An 18438-nucleotide genomic window follows, 5' to 3' on the forward strand; every position below is an offset into this window, starting at 1 on the left:
TCATGCCGCAATGCCGGCCATCATCAGGCCGAGCGTTTGTTCACCGGCCTCAGCCGTTTTTTCACCGACGATATGCCCGGCGAACATGACAAGGATGCGGTCCGACAGCGCGCGGATTTCATCCAGCTCCACCGAAACCAGCAGGATCGCCTTGCCGGCATCGCGCATCTCGATGATGCGCCGATGGATGAACTCGATGGCGCCGATGTCGACGCCGCGCGTCGGCTGACCGATCAGCAGCGCTTTCGGATCGCGCTCGATCTCGCGGGCGACAACGATCTTCTGCTGGTTGCCGCCGGAGAAGTTGGCGGTCTTCAGCCGCGCGTTCGGCGGGCGGATATCGTATTTCTCGATCTTCTCGACGGCATCCTTGCGCATGGCTTCGAGATCGAGCATTCCGCCCCGGCCGTATTTGACGTCGCGGTGATAGCCGAGCATCGAGTTCTCGTATTCCTCGAACTTGAGGACGAGTCCCATGTGATGGCGGTCCTCGGGGATATGGGCAAGGCCCAGGTCGCGCAGGGCGGCAGGATCGGCCATGCCGATCGGCTTGCCGTGCAGATGGATCTCGCCTGAGGCCGGCTTGCGGATGCCGGCGATCGCCTCCAGCAATTCGGACTGGCCGTTTCCGGCCACGCCGGCGATCCCGACGATTTCTCCCGCACGGACATCGAAGGAGACGTTGTCGACCATCGTGACGCCGCGGCCATCCTTGACGGTCAGATTGCGTACCGACAGCAGGACGTCGCCGGGATTGGAAGCACCCTTCTCGACGCGCAACAACACGCGGCGGCCGACCATCAGCTCCGCGAGTTCCTCCACCGTGGTTTCCGCCGTCTTGCGGGTGGCGACCATCTCGCCGCGGCGCATGACCGATACCGTGTCGGTGATCGCCATGATCTCGCGCAGCTTGTGAGTGATCAGGATGATCGTCTTGCCCTGATCGCGCAGCACGCGGAGAATACGGAACAGATTGTCGGCCTCGGCTGGCGTCAGAACGCCTGTGGGCTCATCGAGGATGAGGATCTCGGCGCCGCGAAACATTGCCTTCAGGATCTCGACGCGCTGCTGCTGGCCGACGGGAAGCTCCTCGATCAATGTGTCCGGATCGACCTCCAGGCCGTAATCCTTCTCCAGACGACTAAGCTCGGCGCGCGCGGCTGCGACGCCCTTGGCGAGCAACGCGCCGCCTTCGGCACCCAGCATCACGTTTTCGAGCACGGTGAAATTATCGACCAGCATGAAATGCTGGTGCACCATGCCGATGCCGGCGGCGATTGCCGCCTGGCTATCACGGATGGCGATGGGATTGCCGTTGATGCGGATCTCGCCGCTGTCAGCGTGATAGAATCCGTAGATGATCGACATGAGCGTCGATTTCCCGGCACCGTTTTCGCCGATGATCCCGTGGATCGAGCCTTTGGCGACGGTCAGGTTGATATCTTTATTGGCGTGGACAGCACCGAATTTTTTGTCGATGCCCACGAGCTCGATGGCAGGTGTTTGGCTCACTATAGGGGGCTCCAGAAACCAGATTCCGGATAAGAAAAGGGCGTATGACGTTTTGATCCGTCATACGCCCTTGTTTCATATCAGCTCTTCGGGCAGGCGTTGTCGGTCGTATAGTCGTGGACCTTGACGGTGCCGCCAATGATATCGGCCTTTGCCTTGTCGACCGCAGCCTTGATTTCCGGCGTCACGAGCGGCTTGTTGTTGTCGTCCATGGCGACGCCGACGCCCTCTTCCTTCAGGCCGAGCTCCTGCGTGCCGGGCGTGAACTTGCCGTTCTTGGCATCGCTGAATGCGTTGTAGACGGCGAGGTCGACGCGCTTGACGACGGAGGTCAGAACGGAGCCCGGATGCAGGTAGTTCTGGTTGCTATCGACGCCGATCGACAGCTTCTTGTTGTCGGCGGCCGTCTGCAGCACGCCGAGGCCGGTCGCGCCGGCAGCCGCGTAAACAACGTCGGCGCCCTGGTCGATCTGGTTCTTGGTGAGCTCGCCGCCGCGGACCGGGTCATTCCAGGCAGCGCCCGTCGTGCCGGTCATGTTCTGGAAAACTTCGATCTTCGGATTGGCGGCGCGTGCGCCCTGCTCGTAGCCACACTCGAACTTGCGGATCAGCGGGATGTCCATGCCGCCGACGAAGCCGACCTTGCCGCTCTTCGAAGACAGCGCAGCCATGACGCCGGCGAGATAGGAGCCTTCGTTTTCCTTGAACTTGACGGAGCGGACGTTCGGCAGATCAAGACTGTCGTCGATCAGCACGAATTCGGTCTTCGGATATTCAGCAGCAACCTTCTGGAGAGCAGAGGTCCACGCGAAAGAAACGGCGATGACCGGATTGAAGCCCTTGCTGGCAAAGTTGCGCAGCGCCTGTTCGCCCTGGGTGTCGCCCGTCGGCTCGAAGTCGCGATAGGCGATGCCGGTTTCCTTCTTGAACTTTTCAGCGCCATTGTAGGCAGCTTCGTTGAAGGACTTGTCGAACTTGCCGCCAGTTCCGTAGACGATTGCCGGCTTGATATCGGCCGCAAGCGCCGTTGCCGACATGGCAGCCAAGGCGAAAAGGGTCAGAAGGGATTTTTTCATGAGTTGCAGCCCTGTTGTTGCTATCTTTGTTGGGTCCTCCCGCAAGCCCGTTGGCCGGACATGTCTGCGGAACCGCCGGCCTCCCCCGAGGCCAAGCTGGCGCATCCTTGCATGGCTGCACGAAAAATTCACGAGAAATTTTTCAGTTGGTAAAGATTTGTGGGAATTGCCAAAAACCCGTCCAAAGGGGCCGATTTTTGAACAATTTCGCTCTCAAACTGCGATTTTATTAGCCAGCGAGGCGGTCGTCGAACGTCCGGCAGCCGTTGGTTTGGCGCTTCGCATTCCCTTTGCAAGACCGCCCGAGGGCGTCCCCGTCGCTGCCAAACTCCCCAAAATGGCACAGGTCCCGACGGCTCTTGCATAGCGCTTCAGACACTGAAGCGACCGGCAACCGGCGGCCGCTTGTAGGCGACCATCCAAAGGAGCAGCGCGAGCACCAGGAAAACGGCAAAGGCCGGCTGGGACAGCAGCCATTGCATCGCCAGATCATAGAATTGCGGATGGACATAATAGGAGATCATCGAGCGGAGCGTCGCCAGCGACGATGGGCTGACATCGTTCCAGGCATCGCCCATCGGGGTCATCACCACAGCCGATGCCGCGACCGACTGGATGGAATCGATGGTGCCGGCGATAACAGCAACCACCAGCGCGACAAGGCTGGCGAAACGCAGCAGGAAACGCATGAACCCCTCCGGATACTCAATTATCCTCGGCCATACACGTTTGGCCGGTCGCGTTCTTTTTCCGTCCTCATCTTTAGATAGGTTGAGAATGGCACAAACGCAATGGAGGAGAAGTGTGTAGTTTTTTGTCCAGAAGTCAAAAAACTGTCAGATTCAGGTTGATCCCAGAAAATTCATCGGTATATATCGCGCCGTTCCCACGATAGCTCCTTTATCGGACGCGAAGTGCAGATGGACAGGTGGCCGAGTGGTTTAAGGCGCACGCCTGGAACGCGTGTGTACGTGAAAGCGTACCGTGGGTTCGAATCCCACCTTGTCCGCCATCCAACGCTACAGCGTGATGTAACTCTCTATCCTCCGCAATAACCGGCGATCAGCGTGCGTTCACAAAATTGGAGGGCGCCAATGACCAGCGGCCCCGCGGATCAGCATATCATGCACGCCGAACGCTGTAAGAATGGCATCGAGATGGGTGCCGTCGAAACCGTCATCCCTCGTCTTTTGATGACCGTTTCCTCGCGGCCGGGTGCAAAATGCAGTTCCCATCCAGCCTGAAACGGCAGCGCTGCGGCCGCTCCGCAAAGATCGCGGCACTGCGCCTCACCGACGATTGGGCCACGCGCGCCAACTCTCGGCATGCACGCGCTCCGCCGAGGAGCTGGCACCGCCGGCACGGGATCTTTTCGAGCATCTGGCAGTAAAGTAACCGCAGTGCCCTCTTGGAAAAACGAAGCAGGATCGAATAGGTTCGTTCGCGTTGCTGCCTGGAGGAGGCAGCGCGTTGGGAGGTCAGCATGGAATTTCAGGACGACGGTCTCGATCGATTCGAGGCGGAGGGCGCAGCGCCCTTGCCGCACGCAGAGACGGAAGGACACGTCGATCACGACGGCGCTCGCATATGGTATGCGGCCTACGGCAGCGGCGCCCCGGTGATCCTCCTTCATGGCGGGCTCGGAAACAGCGGTAATTGGGGCTATCAGGTGCCGGCGCTGATCGACGCCGGCCATCGCGTCATCGTCATCGACAGCCGTGGCCACGGTCGCAGTACGCGCGACATGCGACCCTACACCTACGAGCTGATGGCTACCGACGTTCTGGCCCTGATGGACAGGCTGGGGGTCCGAAAAGCCGCCATCGTCGGATGGAGCGACGGCGCCTGTACGGGTCTCATTCTCGCAAGAACCCATCCGGAGCGCGTTGCCGGCGTCTTCTTCTTTGCCTGCAACATGGACCCGAGCGGTACGAAGGAATTCGTGGCCACGCCGGTCATCGACCGCTGCTTTTCCCGCCACACCAAGGATTACACGGCTCTGTCGTCAACACCAGATCAGTTCGATAGCTTCGTTGAGGCTGTCGGCCTGATGCAACGAACGGAGCCGAACTATACCGCCACCGATCTCGCCGATATCGATGTGCCCGTTGCCATCGTGCATAGCGAGCATGACGAGTTCATCAAGCGCGAGCACGCCGATCACCTCGCGCGGCACATCCCCGGCGCGGAATTGATCCTTCTGGCCGGCGTCAGTCATTTCGCCCCATTACAGCGACCAGCGCAGTTCAACGCCGCCCTGCTCCCCTTCCTTGCGAGGATTTCGGCCTGATATCAGATTCAGTTGCGCACGTCCGATTGTTGGAATAAATGATGATCATCATCTTATTCGAGACTCCCGAGACCGAATCGCCGCTGACAGGCCCTTCCCCCCCGGGGGGAGCAACATCAGCTCCAGGCAGGATAATTTTATGACAGCGACCTTATTTTCACCACTTGCCGTCGGCCCCTATGAACTCGCGCATCGCATCGTCATGGCGCCGCTGACGCGCATGCGGGCAAGCCAGCCGGGCAACGTGCCTTCCGCACTGAACGCCGAATATTATGCGCAGCGTGCCACCCAGGGCGGGCTGATCATTTCCGAAGGCTCGCAGATTTCTCTTGCCGGACAAGGCATGCCGGCAACGCCCGGCATCCACACGGCCGAACAGATCGCCGGCTGGAAGGCGGTAACGGAGGCTGTCCATCGCAAGAGCGGCAGGATCTTCCTGCAGCTCTGGCATGTCGGCCGCATCTCCCATTCCTCGCACCAGCCAGGCGGTGCTCTGCCCATCGCCCCTTCCGCCATCGCCGCCAAGGGACAGGCTTTCACCGCTTCGTTCGAACGCGTGCCCTTCGAGACGCCGCAGGCGATCGACATCGATCTCATGCCGCTGCTGATCGACGTCTATGCGCAGGCGGCTGCCAATGCCAAGCAAGCCGGATTCGACGGCGTCGAGATCCACGGCGCCAACGGCTATCTGATCGAGCAATTCCTGCAGGCGCGCACCAACCAGCGCGCCGACCAATATGGCGGCTCGATCGAGAATCGCACACGGCTGCTGCTCGAAGTGGTCGAGGCGGTTTCCGGCGTATGGGGTTCGAACCGCGTCGGCGTCCGCCTTTCGCCCTTCGGCATCGCCAACGATAGCGGCGAGGATGACCCCTTGCGTCTCTACGGCCATGTCATTCGCGAGCTGGACCGGCTGCATCTTGCCTATCTGCATCTGATCGAACCGCGCGCCAGCGGGGCGGGCTTCGCTGAGGTCGACCACAAGAATGTGCCATCGGCGGCGGAGCTGTTTCGCCCTGCCTGGTCGGGCACATTAATCGCAGCCGGAAACTTCCGGCCGGAGACCGCCGAAGCAGCACTTGCCGCCGGGCATGCAGACGCCATCGCCTTCGGCCGGCTGTTCATCGCCAATCCCGACCTGCCGGAACGCATCCGTCGCGGGGCTCCGCTCAATCCCTATCATCGCCCGACCTTCTACGGCGGCGGTGCCGAGGGCTATACCGACTATCCAACGTTCGATGCCAGGGAGGCCGCCGAATGAGCACGCCATGCGCCGTCATCGTCGGAGTGGGAGCAGAACAGGGATTGGGTGCCGCGCTTTGCCGGCTTCTGGCCGGTAAGGGCTATCATGTCATCATCGCCGGCCGCACACCGGCAAAGATCGACAAGGTCGCCGAGACCATCAAGGCATCCGGCGGCAGCGCCGAGGCCATCGAAACGGACGCAACGGACGAAGCCGCCGTCGTGCGGCTCTTCGAACATGCCTTTGCGCCGCGGGACGGCATCGCGGCGCCCGATTTCATCGTCTTCAACGCCGGCATCAACCGCCCGATCGGCTTTCGCGATCTGACAGCCGCCCAGTTCGAGGAGTTCTGGCGCATCTGCTGCTTCGGCGGCTTCCTCGTCGGGCGCGAGGCGGCCCGCCACCTCGTGCCGCTCGGCCGCGGCACCGTGATCTTCACCGGCGCTTCCGCCAGCCTGCGCGGCAAGGCGGGCTATGCGCAATTCGCCGCCGCCAAGGCGGGCTTAAGAATGATCAGCCAGAGCATGGCGCGGGAATTCGGGCCGCTCGGCCTGCATGTCGCCCACACCATCATCGATGGCGGCATAGACGGTGAGCGGCTGCGTTCCCGGCGGCCAGATATGGACGCCAGCGGCTTGCTCAATATCGACGCCATCGCCGAGAGCTACTGGCATATCCACCGCCAGCATCCCTCGGCCTGGACACAGGAGCTCGACCTGCGTCCCTACAAGGAAAATTTCTGAGGCCGGCAATCGAGGCACAGGCTAGCAATTCCGCGAGAGCGCTTTCGCGATGTTGAGAAATTTCGGCTGCGTGGCATCGCACTCGTTGCGACGCCACGCACTTGTTTCACTTTCAGCGTCAGGGGTTTCGCTGGGGATCGTGAAGGACCATGGAGACGGGCGGGACGGGCTACCGCGATACAGGCGACGAAGTCGGCCGAAAATGCCCCTCGCAGCAGCTCGATCCTTGTCCGCGCCCGAAGGCGGCTCGATCGCCTTCAGGTTTGCCGGATCACCCCAACGATCATTGTAAAGATCCCTGAAGAAATAGTTGGTCAGCATTTGGGTTTGCCTTTTTTGAACCGATTCAATCCTATATCGGATTCATTGACTTGAATCGGTTCAATCCTACGCTTGAATGCTCCGCTGTCAAGCGGAATTGAACCGATACAATTTCCTGCTACTGTGCACGGGAACGAAAATGGAGAGGCTATTGGTCAAGGGCACGATCAAGCTTGCAGATGTCGCCAAGGCGGCAGGGGTATCGCAGGGAACCGCATCGAATGTCTTCAGCCGGCCCGATGTGGTGCGCGAGGAGGTGCGCGAGCATGTCCTTAAGACCGCCAGACAGCTCGGATATGCCGGCCCGAGCCTCACGGGGCGGTTGTTGCGGGCAGGAAAGGTCAATGCGATCGGCGTCGCCGCCGTGGAACCGCTCGCCTATTTCTTCGACGACCCATGGGCGAGAGCCCTGTTGGCGGCCGTGGCCCAGGTCTGCGATGCCAGCGGCACCGGGCTGGCGCTCGTTTCGGCCAAGGACCGGCAGAAGCTGGACTGGAACATCAAGAGCGCCCTCGTGGACGGCTTCATCCTGTTATGCGTGGAGGGCGGCGAAAAGCTGGTGCAGCTGACGCGCGAGCGGCAATTGCCCTTCATTGCCCTGGCATTGAACGACGATGATCCGTCGGTCGCGTCGATCGGCGTCGACAATGTCGCCGGGGCTGCGACAGCCGCGACGCATCTGGCGGAACTGGGCCACCGGCGCTTTGCCGTGCTTGCCACCGAATTCTCTTACGATCATGTCGGGCCGGTGGGCCTCGGCGAGATCGAGCGGGCTGTTTATTCGACCTCGCGCGATCGTGCCACCGGCTATTGGCAGGCGCTTGAGACATTCGGCATCCGACGCCAGGATGTTCCGATCTACGAGACGGATAACCACAAGACGAGCGTCGAGACGGGTCTCGAATATCTGTTCTCGGCGCCTGAGCCGCCGACCGCCCTCCTCGCAATGTCCGACCATATCGCACTGCTGGCCATGAACTGGCTGCAGGCACGGGGACTTTCCGTTCCAAGAGATGTCTCCATCATCGGCTTCGATGGCGTTCCGGAGGGCGGCATGGTGGAGCCGGGCCTTACGACGATGGCGCAGCCCTTTGACCAGATCGCGCAACGCGCGGTAAGGGCGGTTCTGGACGATGCCATGCCGATCGAGCGCGAGATGATCGACGTCACGCTCATCGTCCGTGGCAGCACGGCGGCGCCGAAGCTATGATGCCGCGACACTATCCGACACAGCGTCTCAGCCCGCTTGCTGCGCGCCGTCGACGGCTGCAGTACGCATCTCCATGAGCTGCCGGGCAGCGGCGGCGGAAGCGTCCCTGTCGCTTGCCACCTGCACGGTCGGGAAGGCGAACTGGATGCCGTTTTCATCGAAGGCCTGCTTGATCAGCGCCAGCGCGCTGCGGCGGATGACCGAGACGTCGTTGGGCTTGGCGGTGAGCGCCAGCCTGATTTCGATCGCGAAATCGCCGAACTGTTCCACGCCCTTCATCTTCAGCGTCTGGATGATGCTCGGCGCCAGTTCAGGATCGTCGAGCAGGCGCTGGCCGATATCCCTGATGATCCGCTTCATCTTCACCAGATCGGTATCATAGGTGACCTTGACGATGATCTTGTCGATCGCCCAGTCACGATTCATGTTATTGACCGCGCCGAGCGAACCGAACGGAATGGTCGCCAGCGGTCCGCGCTGGTGACGCAGCTTGACCGAACGCAGGCTGAATGACTCCACCACGCCCTTGTGGTTGCCGCTTTCTATGTATTCGCCGACCCGGAAGGCATCGTCCCACAGATAGAAGACGCCGCTGATGACGTCCTTGACGATGGTCTGCGCGCCGAAGCCGACCGCGACGCCGACGACACCGGCACCGGCGATCAGCGGCCCGATCTGGATGCCGAGCCCCGACAACACCATCATGATGGCGATGATGCCGATGGCAACCGCAAGGATATTGCGGAAGATCGGCAGCAGCGTCTGCAGCCGGGCGCGGCTCGCCTTCATCTCCTCGGAATCGCTGTCGGCGGGCAAGGATTCCATCAGCTTGGCGTCGATATAGGTTTTCATCAGGTGCCAGACGAGATCGGCGACCAGCAGGATGACGATGCCGCTGAGAACACCGCGCGCGATTCGCCCGATGATTGATTCGCTGCTGCTCATCATCGCGTGGGCCTCGACACCCAGCATCCGCCCCAGCCAGAGGGCCGCGAAGGTGATGATCAGTGCCCGCACGCCGCGATCGAGAAGCACGGCTGCCAACTTGCCGGCGCCGAAAATGCCATCGGCCGCATCATGCAGCGCCTCGATGGCACGCGTGGATACCGAGAGAACGCGCGGCAACAGGATCGCATAGATGCCGAGCCAGAGAAGGCCGTCGAAACCGGCGACCCACAGGCACCAGAGGGCCACGAAGAAAATCGTCAATAGCCAGGAAATCGTCTTCGCCCCACGTTCCTCCGGCGCGACGGGCCTTGACCACACGGCCGTCACGGCGATGAGAAACAGGCCGATGCCGAGCGCATAGCTGATGAGATCCCGGGCGCCGACGGAAAATTCGAGAGACGTGACGGCCTGCAGAACTGCCCAACCGCAGGCAAAATAGACAGCAAACAGCGTGCATCGCCGATACCAGTATCTCGCCACACGCCGCCGTTCGGCAATGCGGGCGGTACCGCTGTCCTCGTCCAGAACATCGTTCGTTCGGCGCATGGCGATCAACTCCATCAGCAGTTTGCCGATGGAAATGACGAGCCTGATGGAAACCAGCGCAATGACACAGGCTATGGCGAAGCTTTCGATGGCCGGCGGCCAGTCGAAAGCGAGCAGCGGAACCAGCGTCACCAAGGCGTGAATGATCGCAGGCACCACCCCGCCCAAAAACTGGAACCGGGCAGCCTGCAGCTCGGTCTCGATGGCGGCAGCCCTTTCGGTGCGACGCATGTGCTTGGTGTTGATGAAGCGCGCAACGGCGAGCTCTGCCACAAGTCCCATGAAAAAGAGGATCACGACCTGGATGATAATACGCAGGATACCAACCGCCCTGCCTTCTCTTTCGAGCTTTTCGGATGCCGTCATCACCTCATAAGGCAACGTCATCGCCGCGCCGGATACGACCTCCAGGTGATGCCGAGTATGACCAAGCATGCCGGAGAGGACGGACATCTGGTCACCGTCGGACGTTCCGGGAGCGCTGGCGGCGAGTTGATTGTTCAGCTGGGCACCAAGCCATTGCTTGACCTCCGGTTCGTTCATCAGCTGAATGAGTTCGCGAACCTTTTCGGGCGCCGGCTGTGGTGCAGCCGTGTTTTGTGCGAGTGCCGCAAGAGGCGCGGCCAATGCAAAAAGACATAAAAGCAGTGTCCTGATCGACAGCCTGCTACCCCCGACATTCTTCATATACGCTGCCCTTCCCGCGATCGGGCCGCCGGCCCGTTTTTGCAGACTATACGCCTTTTTTATGCGGGCAAGCAGGCACTTACGCCCATGGCGCGATCGGCGCCGGCGGCATTGCCCCGGAGCGGTTGCCGCGCTAGGTTCTGCGGCAATACCGTTCGGTGCTCGGGGACGCGCGTGTTCAATTTCCTGAAAAAGCTCTTCGGTAAAGGCAAGCAACCCGAGCAGCGGCTCACGGCAACCGAACCGGTGACCTCCACACCAGTCAAGACGCTCGATCTGAACATTCCAGACGAAGCTTTGCAGGACGAAGCCTGCTTTGCGGCCTATCTGCAAGAACGGCTGCCGTTTTTCGGCGACCTGATCGGGATCGACTACGATGCCGCGGCCGGCAGCCTGACGCTGCACAGCCGCAATGGCGACACGATGACGAAATTCCTGAGCAATGCGTTGCTGGCGCTGCGCGAGAAGCGCGGACAAGCCCGCGCGCAGGCGCTGATGAACTATCTCAACATGACCGAAGCCATTGATGACGGCGACGAGCTCGCCAAGGTCCTGCCGGTCTTGAAGGCGCGCGACTTCGTTGACGTGGCGCGGCAACAGATAATCCAGGCCGTCAAGGACGAACCCGACCCGCCGCAATTCGTCTATCTCGACGAGGCGGAAAACCTGATCAAGCTCTTCGCCGTGAACGGCGAAACCACGGTCAGCTACGTGATGTCGACGGCGCTGGAAAGCTGGGGCATCGACGCCGAGGAACTTGCCGTGCTGGCACAGGCCAACCTGCAGAAATTCCTCGACAAGACCGGCGTACAGATCGCCAAGCGCAGCCAGTTTCAATATGTCGAGGTGGACGGCCAGTTCGAATCCAGCATCGCTTTCCTGCCGAATTTCTGGGCGCAGGTGCAGGAGCAATCCGGCGGAGCGGCGCCGATTGCGGCCTTTCTTTCACGCGACAAGGTCTTCTTCACCCATGAAAACGACACCCTGGGCCTGCAGCTGCTGGAGCTGATCGGCGCCGATCTCAGCGAGGTGCCTTACGTTATTTCGCCGGATCAGTATCGTTGGGAGAACGGCAGGTGGACGCTGTTCAAGCGGGTGGCGCCGATAGCGGCAGCTAAGCTCCACTAAAGCGATCAAGCTTTGAACGGAATCGCGCGATCATTCTAGAAGCGTTATTTTCACGCAATTCACGCAATTGCGGACGGAAAACGCTCTACACCAGCACTTCGTGATCGATGCGATCTTCTGCGCCGAAGAACTTCAGATAGCGCTCGACTTCCGCTGGTTCGCCCGTCGCCTTCTGCGGATTGTCCGAGAGCTTGACGGCCGGGCGGCCGTTGGCCTCGATGACCTTGCAGACGATGGAAATGGGGTTGAGGCCCTTGAGTTCGGTCGGCGCGCAGCCGGCGAAATCATTGGTAAGATTGGTGCCCCAGCCGAAGCTCATGCGGACGCGGCCGTCGAAATGCTTGTAGGTATCGATGATCGCATTGACATCGAGGCCGTCGGAGAAGATCAGCAGCTTCTGGCGCGGATCGCGGCCCATCTTCTTCCACCAATCGATGATCTTCTCGCCGCCTTCGATAGGCGGCGCGCTGTCGGGACGGAAGCCGGTCCAGTCGGCCACCCATTCCGGTGCATCGCGCAGGAACGAGGCGGTACCGAAGGCATCGGGCAGAACCACCAGAAGGTTGCCGCCATAGAGGCGGTTCCAGTCGCGTAGCACCTTGTAGGGCGCCTTGCCGAGCTCTTCGTCATTCTTGGCAAGAGCGGCTGCGACCATCGGCAGCTCATGTGCGTTGGTACCGACGGCTTCGAGATCCGAATCCATGGCGAGCAGCACGTTGCTCGTGCCGGTGAAAGCATGGGGCACGCCTTCCTTCAGCGCCTCGACGCACCAGCGCTGCCAGAGAAAGCTATGACGACGGCGCGTACCGAAATCGGAGATGCGCAGGTGCGGCAGCTCCCTCAACCGCTCGACCTTTTCCCACATCTTCGCCTTGGCGCGCGCATAGAGCACATCGAGCGTGAATGGACCGAGCGCCTTCAGCGCCGTGCGCGAGCGAAGCTCGTTGATGATGGCGAGCGCCGGGATTTCCCACATGGTCGTTTCCTTCCACGAACCGTGGAAGTCGAGAATATACTGGCCATCGCGCTTCGACAGTTCATAGTCCGGCAGCTGGAAATTCGACAGCCAGGCAAGGAATTCCGGCTCGAAAATCTGGGCGCGGCCGTAGAAGCTGTTACCCGCGAGCCAAATCATCTCCTTCTTGGAGAGCCTGAGCGTGCGGGCGTGATCGAGCTGTTCGCGCAGTTCCCTCTCATCGATCACCTCGGCAAGCCGGACGCTCTTGGTGCGATTGATCAAGGAGAAGGTGGCGTCGACATCCGGATAGAGCTTCCAGATCATCTGGAGCATCAGAAGCTTATAGAAATCCGTATCGATCAGGCTGCGGATGATCGGATCGAGCTTCCAGGTATGGTTATAGACGCGGGTGGCGATATCCGTCTTCGTCATGTCGTTCCTGCCCCGTCTCCTGCGCTCCGGACGTCATGCTTGCCGCCCGCCGACGCGTCGGCACGCGTATGTGGTGCCTGTTATCAAAAAATGTTGAGCGAAAGTCCAGTCACTGAAAGAAAATTGATGCCAAAGCGACCGCACCGCTTTTGAACATGCACGGGCACGGCTGAACTGTGCCCATAGCTGCCCATCCCGAACGATATAGTGGTCGGCAGAGGTCATTCCAGCGGGGCTTAGAGCGGTTTAGCGATTCATGGAATCGCCGAACGCTCTATCTGTTTATTTTTACGCAATTCCGGACGGAAAACCGCTGCGCACTTTTCCTGGAGTTGCTCTAGTAACCCCGGCCGCGATCCACCAGATGCAGCAGCGGCACACCGCGTTCGAAGCGGGCGATCTGTTCCTCGACATAGCGGAACAGCGCTCTTTCCTCCGACATGGCGGAATCATGCGGCGTGATGATAACATTTTCCAGACCCCAGAGGGGATCGTCCGCCGCCAAAGGCTCGACTGTAAAGACGTCGAGCGACGCGCCGCCAAGCACGCCAGTCCCGATCGCCGAGGCGATATCGGCCTGGACCTGGCTCTTGCCGCGGCCGGCATTGATGAACACCGGTTTGCCGAGCGCACCGTCGCGGCGGAGTCTGGAAAAGAGCGAGGCGTCGTATAGCCCCGTTGTTTCCGGCGTCAGCGGCAGCAGCCCGACCAGAATATCGGTCCGCGCGAGAAAGGTATCCAGCTCGCCGGCATCGAAGGTTTCCATGCCATCGATCTGTTTCTTGTTGCGGGACCAGCCGATGACGTTGAAACCCATGACCTTCAGCTTGGCGGCGGCATCGCAGCCGAGAACGCCAAGGCCCATGACGCCGACGGTGACATCACCTGCCTCGGGGCCATCCTGCGGAACCCAGACGCGCTGGCGCTGGTTCCTGAAATGCCCCGGAACATCGCGCAGGTGCATAAGGCATTGCATCACGACCCATTCGCTCATGCGCACCGTCAGGCTGCGATCGACGAAGCGGACGATCGGTATGTCCGGCAGGCCGGCAATCGACATCATCGAATCGACACCGGCGCCCCCCGAGAAAATGACCTTGAGATTGGGCGCACGCTCAAAAATGTCGGCATCCGGCTTCCACAGAAGCGCATAGTCGACATGGCTCAGATCCACACCCTTGCTCGCGGGATCGGCGAGATTGATGCTGCCGCGATCGGCAAAGGCGGTCTTCAGCACTTTGGCGATCATAGCGGGATCGAATTTGAGGTCGACGAGAACGGGGCTTTTGGCCGGCATGGCGATTGTCTTTATTGCTGGATAGTGGCGGTGGGCACCGCCTCGATGTTGAAGGCGGCGGCGAGAAGCGCCTTGGTATAATCCTCTTTCGGCGCGCGGAAAATATCGGCCGAGGTGCCCTGCTCCACGACCTTGCCGAAGCGCATGACGATCAGCTCGTTGGCGAGCGCCTTGACCACCTTCAGGTCGTGGCTGATGAAGAGGTAGGCAAGGTCATGCCGCTTCTGAAGGTCGCGCAGAAGGTCGACCACCTGCGCCTGCACGCTCATGTCGAGTGCCGAGGTCGGCTCGTCGAGCATGACGAAGCGCGGCTTCAGCACCATGGCGCGGGCAATGGCGATGCGCTGACGCTGGCCGCCGGAGAATTCATGCGGGAAACGCCAGCGGGTCAACGGATCGAGGCCGACTTCCTCCAGCGCCCAGCAGACGCGCTTTTCCCGCTCGTCCGCCGAAAGCGACCGCTCATGCACCTTGAGCCCCTCGGCGATGATTTCGCCCACCGACATGCGTGGGCTCAGAGAACCGTAGGGGTCCTGGAAGACGACCTGCAACTGGTTGCGGAGCGGCCGCATCTCGCGGAAGGAATAGCCGGCTATGTCCTTGCCGACGAAGGCGATGCGCCCCTGGGAAGAAATGAGCCGGGCCAGTGCCAGGCCGAGGGTCGTCTTGCCGGAGCCGGATTCGCCGACGACGCCGAGCGTCTGGCCGGCCCGGAGCTTGAGATCGATGCCGTCGACGGCTTTGACGTGATCGACGACCTTGCGCATGAAGCCCGCCTTGATCGGGAACCAGACGCGGATATCGCTGCCTTCCATGACCACGGGCTTGCTGGCATCGCCAAGCGGCGGCTCGCCGCGCGGCTCGGCGGCAAGCAGGTGACGGGTGTATTCATGCTGCGGCCGGGTGAAGACATCCTCCACCGGACCGGTCTCGACGATGTGGCCTTTGGTCATCACGCAGACGCGGTCGGCGAACTTGCGGACGATGCCGAGGTCATGGGTGATGAACAGCATCGACATGCCGTGCACGCCCTTGAGATCCCGCAGCAGCTCTAGGATCTGCGCCTGCACCGTCACATCGAGCGCCGTCGTCGGCTCGTCGGCGATCAGCAGCTCGGGACGGTTGGCGAGCGCCATGGCGATCATCACGCGCTGGCGCTGGCCGCCGGACAGCTCGTGCGGATAGGCCTTGAGACGCTTCTCCGGCTCACGGATACCGACCTGGTTCAGGAGCTCCAGCGTGCGGCTGCGGGCGGCCTGGCCGCCCATGCCCTGATGCAAGGCCAGGATCTCGCCGATCTGCCGTTCGATCGAATGGAGCGGATTGAGCGAGGTCATCGGCTCCTGAAAGATCATCGTGATGTCGTTGCCGCGCACGGCGCGCAGCTCGTTATCCGACGCCTTCAGCATATCCTTGCCCTTGAACAGGATCTCGCCCGAGGGGTGGCTGGCGGCCGGATAGGGCAGCAGCTTCAGGATGGAATTGGCCGACACGGATTTGCCTGAGCCGGATTCGCCGACCAGCGCCAGGACCTCGCCCTTTCTTATATCGAACGAGATGCCATCGACCGCGGTCAAGGTATTTCCGCCCTGGTGGAAGGCGACGGACAGATTGCGGACGGACAGCAGGGGAGTGGAATTCTCGCTCATCGGAACGTCTTCCTCGGATCGAAGGCGTCACGCACGGCCTCGCCGATGAAAATCAGCAGCGACAGCATGATCGACATGGTGAAGAAGGCCGACAGCCCGAGCCATGGAGCCTGCAGGTTGGATTTGCCCTGGGCGATCATCTCACCCAGCGACGGCGAGCCGGGTGGCATGCCAAAGCCTAAGAAATCGAGCGAGGTCAAGGTCGAAATCGAGCCTGACAGGATGAAGGGGACGAAGGTGAGCGTCGCGACCATGGCATTCGGCAGCAGGTGCCGATACATGATGGTGAGGTTGTCGACGCCGAGCGCCCGGGCGGCACGAACATATTCGAAATTGCGCGCCCGCAGGAATTCGGCGCGCACGACGCCGACGAGACCGACCCAGGAAAACAGCAGCAATATGCCGAGAAGGATAAAGAAGCCAGGCGGCAGGACGGACGCGATGATCAGCAGGATATAGAGCACCGGCATCGACGACCAGATCTCGATGAAGCGCTGCATCAACAGGTCGGTCCATCCGCCGAAATAGCCCTGCATCGCGCCGGCGCAGACGCCGACGACAGCCGAGCAGATGGTGAGCACCAGCCCGAACAGCACCGATATGCGGAAGCCGTAGATCAGCCGGGCCAGCACATCGCGCGCTTGGTCATCGGTGCCGAGCCAGTTGAAATTGCTCCAGTTGCAGTTCGGGTCGGCAACGCCTCCCGCATAGCCTGAACAGCGCTGCTCCTTGCTCATCATCCAGAACGGCGGGGTCGGCGCCGACTTTCCTTGGGGAAGGTTGGAATTTGCCGTCTGATAGGAATAGTGGATCGGCGGCCAGAGCATCCAGCCGTTGGCATTGATCTCGTCCTGAATGTCCTGCGCGCGGTAATCCGTCTGCGCCAGGAAGCCGCCGAACTTCTCTTCGGGATAATCGACGAAGATCGGCGTCAGGATCTCGCCCTTGTAGGAGACCAGGATCGGCCGGTCGTTGGCGATGAACTCGGCGCCGAGGGTGAGGACGAACAGAACGAGGAAAATCCAGAGCGACCAGTAGCCACGGCGGTTCGCCTTGAAATTCTCCCAGCGGCGCACGTTGGTCGGCGAGAACAGCCCCTTGCGCGGCGGCTTTACCGTCGTCGGGGTTGCCGGAGGGTTGGCTGCATCCATCACACGTCCCTCCGCTCGAAGTCGATGCGAGGATCGATCCAGGTGTAGATCAGGTCGGAAACGAGGCCGACGACGAGGCCGAGCAGCGAAAAGATGAAGAGCGTCGCAAACACCACTGGATAGTCGCGCTGGACGACGGAGAGATAGCTGAGGCGGCCGAGGCCATCCAGCGAGAAGATGTTCTCGATCAGCAGCGAACCGGTGAAGAAGGCGGAAATGAAGGCGCCGGGAAAGCCGGCGATGACGATCAGCATGGCGTTGCGGAAGACATGGCCATAGAGCACGCGCCGCTCGCTCAACCCCTTGGCGCGAGCGGTGGTGACATATTGCTTCTTGATTTCCTCGATGAAGGAATTCTTGGTGAGCAGCGTCGTGGTGGCAAAGGCGGCGAGCGACAGCGAAATCAGCGGCAGCACCAGATGCCAGAGATAATCGAGGATCTTCTGCCACCAATTGAGATCGGCGAAATTGTCGGAGACGAGACCACGCAGCGGGAACCAATCGAAGAAGGAGCCGCCGGCAAACAGCACGATCAGCATGATGCCGAAAAGAAAACTCGGGACGGCATAGCCGATGATGATGATGCCCGAGGTCCAGACATCGAAGGTCGATCCATCCTGCACCGCCTTGCGGATGCCCAGCGGGATTGAGATCGCATAGGAGAAGATCAGGATCCAGATGCCGAGCGAGATCGACACAGGCAGTTTCTGGCCAATGAGGTCGATGACCGAAGTATTGCGGAAAAAGCTTTCGCCGAAATCGAAGCGGATATAGTTCCACATCATCTGGCCGAAGCGCTCAAGCGGTGGCTTGTCGAAACCGAACTGTTTGTCGAGCTTGGCGATCAGCTCGGGATCGAGCCCCTGCGCGCCGCGATATTTCGAGCCGCTGTCCTCAACCGCCTGCTGCGCGAGCATGTCCGTGCCGCCCGAAAGCCGGCCGGTGGCGTTGTCGCCTTGGCCGGTCAATTGCGCGATGACCTGCTCGACCGGACCGCCGGGCGCAAACTGTACGATGGTGAAGGAAATAGCCATGATGCCGACGATGGTCGGGATCATCAGCAGCAGGCGTCTGAGGATATAGGCGCCCATCAGCCCATTGCTCCCTCGCAGAGGGACATGTCCCGCCTCGCCTCAATCCGTCCGTCGTTCAATTCACATTCCCTTCCGCCGCATACAGACCGGCGCAGTCATTTCAGCTTGAAACTTGCGAATCAGCCTTAGCATTTGGAGGCAGCAAGCCCCCTA

The 18438-nt window shown here is 61.0% G+C and carries 15 protein-coding genes and 1 tRNA gene; 6 read left to right on the plus strand and 10 right to left on the minus strand.

What is annotated here, in order from left to right:
- The 3 genes from GA0061101_RS27690 to GA0061101_RS27700 form a co-directional block, all read right to left on the minus strand.
- Positions 1-1512 carry an ABC transporter ATP-binding protein gene (locus tag GA0061101_RS27690; protein WP_047560007.1) on the minus strand — a complete coding sequence of 504 codons (1512 nt, stop codon included), beginning with the start codon at positions 1510-1512 and terminating at the stop codon, positions 1-3.
- 80 nt (positions 1513-1592) lie between these two features.
- Complete coding sequence (locus tag GA0061101_RS27695) at positions 1593-2588, minus strand: BMP family lipoprotein (protein ID WP_037200377.1); 996 nt, start codon at positions 2586-2588, stop codon at positions 1593-1595.
- A gap of 371 nt (positions 2589-2959) precedes the next feature.
- Positions 2960-3277, minus strand: a complete 318-nt coding sequence (locus GA0061101_RS27700; RefSeq protein ID WP_092575973.1) for a hypothetical protein — start codon at positions 3275-3277, stop codon at positions 2960-2962.
- 233 nt (positions 3278-3510) lie between these two features.
- On the opposite strand from GA0061101_RS27700, the gene GA0061101_RS27705 reads away from it, so the two are divergent.
- From GA0061101_RS27705 to GA0061101_RS27720, 4 genes are all read left to right on the plus strand, one after another.
- Positions 3511-3600, plus strand: a tRNA-Ser gene (locus GA0061101_RS27705).
- A gap of 471 nt (positions 3601-4071) precedes the next feature.
- Entirely contained in the window at positions 4072-4878 is an 807-nt protein-coding gene (locus GA0061101_RS27710) for an alpha/beta fold hydrolase (RefSeq protein ID WP_092575976.1), read from the plus strand.
- Positions 4879-5017: 139 nt separating this feature from the next.
- Entirely contained in the window at positions 5018-6139 is a 1122-nt protein-coding gene (locus GA0061101_RS27715; RefSeq protein ID WP_092575980.1) for an alkene reductase, read from the plus strand.
- Positions 6136-6864, plus strand: coding sequence for an SDR family NAD(P)-dependent oxidoreductase (locus GA0061101_RS27720; RefSeq protein WP_047559943.1), 729 nt, complete (start codon positions 6136-6138; stop codon positions 6862-6864). The genes GA0061101_RS27715 and GA0061101_RS27720 overlap by 4 nt, the downstream gene beginning before the upstream one ends.
- 21 nt (positions 6865-6885) lie before the next feature.
- Here GA0061101_RS27720 and GA0061101_RS27725 read toward each other — a convergent pair whose 3' ends face one another.
- A complete protein-coding gene (locus tag GA0061101_RS27725; protein ID WP_037200373.1) occupies positions 6886-7185 on the minus strand; it encodes a hypothetical protein in 300 nt (99 codons plus the stop codon).
- Between the two features lie 139 nt (positions 7186-7324).
- Between GA0061101_RS27725 and GA0061101_RS27730 the strand changes: the two genes are divergently transcribed.
- Positions 7325-8395 carry a LacI family DNA-binding transcriptional regulator gene (locus GA0061101_RS27730; RefSeq protein ID WP_245297585.1) on the plus strand — a complete coding sequence of 357 codons (1071 nt, stop codon included), beginning with the start codon at positions 7325-7327 and terminating at the stop codon, positions 8393-8395.
- 27 nt (positions 8396-8422) lie between these two features.
- Here GA0061101_RS27730 and GA0061101_RS27735 read toward each other — a convergent pair whose 3' ends face one another.
- On the minus strand, positions 8423-10576 hold the full coding sequence (locus GA0061101_RS27735) for a mechanosensitive ion channel family protein (RefSeq protein ID WP_047640323.1): 2154 nt from the start codon (positions 10574-10576) through the stop codon (positions 8423-8425).
- Between the two features lie 174 nt (positions 10577-10750).
- On the opposite strand from GA0061101_RS27735, the gene GA0061101_RS27740 reads away from it, so the two are divergent.
- Positions 10751-11704, plus strand: coding sequence for a DUF1444 domain-containing protein (locus GA0061101_RS27740; RefSeq protein ID WP_037200369.1), 954 nt, complete (start codon positions 10751-10753; stop codon positions 11702-11704).
- Between the two features lie 85 nt (positions 11705-11789).
- Here the strand turns inward: GA0061101_RS27740 and pncB are convergent, their stop codons facing one another.
- The 5 genes from pncB to GA0061101_RS27765 all read right to left on the minus strand — a co-directional run bounded on the left by pncB (position 11790) and on the right by GA0061101_RS27765 (position 18282).
- Positions 11790-13094 carry a nicotinate phosphoribosyltransferase gene (pncB, locus tag GA0061101_RS27745; protein WP_037200368.1) on the minus strand — a complete coding sequence of 435 codons (1305 nt, stop codon included), beginning with the start codon at positions 13092-13094 and terminating at the stop codon, positions 11790-11792.
- 337 nt (positions 13095-13431) lie between these two features.
- Positions 13432-14391 carry a 2-hydroxyacid dehydrogenase gene (locus tag GA0061101_RS27750; RefSeq protein WP_047559931.1) on the minus strand — a complete coding sequence of 320 codons (960 nt, stop codon included), beginning with the start codon at positions 14389-14391 and terminating at the stop codon, positions 13432-13434.
- Positions 14392-14402: 11 nt separating this feature from the next.
- Positions 14403-16040 carry an ABC transporter ATP-binding protein gene (locus GA0061101_RS27755; protein ID WP_092575986.1) on the minus strand — a complete coding sequence of 546 codons (1638 nt, stop codon included), beginning with the start codon at positions 16038-16040 and terminating at the stop codon, positions 14403-14405.
- Positions 16037-17191, minus strand: coding sequence for an ABC transporter permease (locus GA0061101_RS27760; protein WP_037200364.1), 1155 nt, complete (start codon positions 17189-17191; stop codon positions 16037-16039). The genes GA0061101_RS27755 and GA0061101_RS27760 overlap by 4 nt, the downstream gene beginning before the upstream one ends.
- The gene (locus GA0061101_RS27765) at positions 17191-18282 is read right to left on the minus strand and encodes a microcin C ABC transporter permease YejB (RefSeq protein WP_037200362.1); all 1092 of its coding nucleotides are present in this window, start codon (positions 18280-18282) and stop codon (positions 17191-17193) included. Before GA0061101_RS27765 ends, GA0061101_RS27760 begins: the two co-directional genes overlap by 1 nt.
- Between the last annotated feature and the right edge of the window lie 156 nt (positions 18283-18438).

Source organism: Martinezella lusitana (assembly GCF_900094565.1).
Taxonomy (GTDB): Bacteria; Pseudomonadota; Alphaproteobacteria; order Rhizobiales; family Rhizobiaceae; genus Rhizobium; species Rhizobium lusitanum.

Bases quoted from the DNA above. Each gene is read 5' to 3' on its own strand.
- GA0061101_RS27695 (WP_037200377.1), bottom strand. From the start codon at position 2,588: ATGAAAAAATCCCTTCTGACCCTTTTCGCCTTGGCTGCCATGTCGGCA.
- GA0061101_RS27700 (WP_092575973.1), bottom strand. From the start codon at position 3,277: ATGCGTTTCCTGCTGCGTTTCGCCAGCCTTGTCGCGCTGGTGGTTGCT.
- GA0061101_RS27710 (WP_092575976.1), top strand. From the start codon at position 4,072: ATGGAATTTCAGGACGACGGTCTCGATCGATTCGAGGCGGAGGGCGCA.
- GA0061101_RS27715 (WP_092575980.1), top strand. From the start codon at position 5,018: ATGACAGCGACCTTATTTTCACCACTTGCCGTCGGCCCCTATGAACTC.
- GA0061101_RS27720 (WP_047559943.1), top strand. From the start codon at position 6,136: ATGAGCACGCCATGCGCCGTCATCGTCGGAGTGGGAGCAGAACAGGGA.
- GA0061101_RS27725 (WP_037200373.1), bottom strand. From the start codon at position 7,185: ATGCTGACCAACTATTTCTTCAGGGATCTTTACAATGATCGTTGGGGT.
- GA0061101_RS27730 (WP_245297585.1), top strand. From the start codon at position 7,325: ATGGAGAGGCTATTGGTCAAGGGCACGATCAAGCTTGCAGATGTCGCC.
- GA0061101_RS27735 (WP_047640323.1), bottom strand. From the start codon at position 10,576: ATGAAGAATGTCGGGGGTAGCAGGCTGTCGATCAGGACACTGCTTTTA.
- pncB (WP_037200368.1), bottom strand. From the start codon at position 13,094: ATGACGAAGACGGATATCGCCACCCGCGTCTATAACCATACCTGGAAG.
- GA0061101_RS27750 (WP_047559931.1), bottom strand. From the start codon at position 14,391: ATGCCGGCCAAAAGCCCCGTTCTCGTCGACCTCAAATTCGATCCCGCT.
- GA0061101_RS27755 (WP_092575986.1), bottom strand. From the start codon at position 16,040: ATGAGCGAGAATTCCACTCCCCTGCTGTCCGTCCGCAATCTGTCCGTC.
- GA0061101_RS27760 (WP_037200364.1), bottom strand. From the start codon at position 17,191: ATGGATGCAGCCAACCCTCCGGCAACCCCGACGACGGTAAAGCCGCCG.
- GA0061101_RS27765 (WP_037200362.1), bottom strand. From the start codon at position 18,282: ATGGGCGCCTATATCCTCAGACGCCTGCTGCTGATGATCCCGACCATC.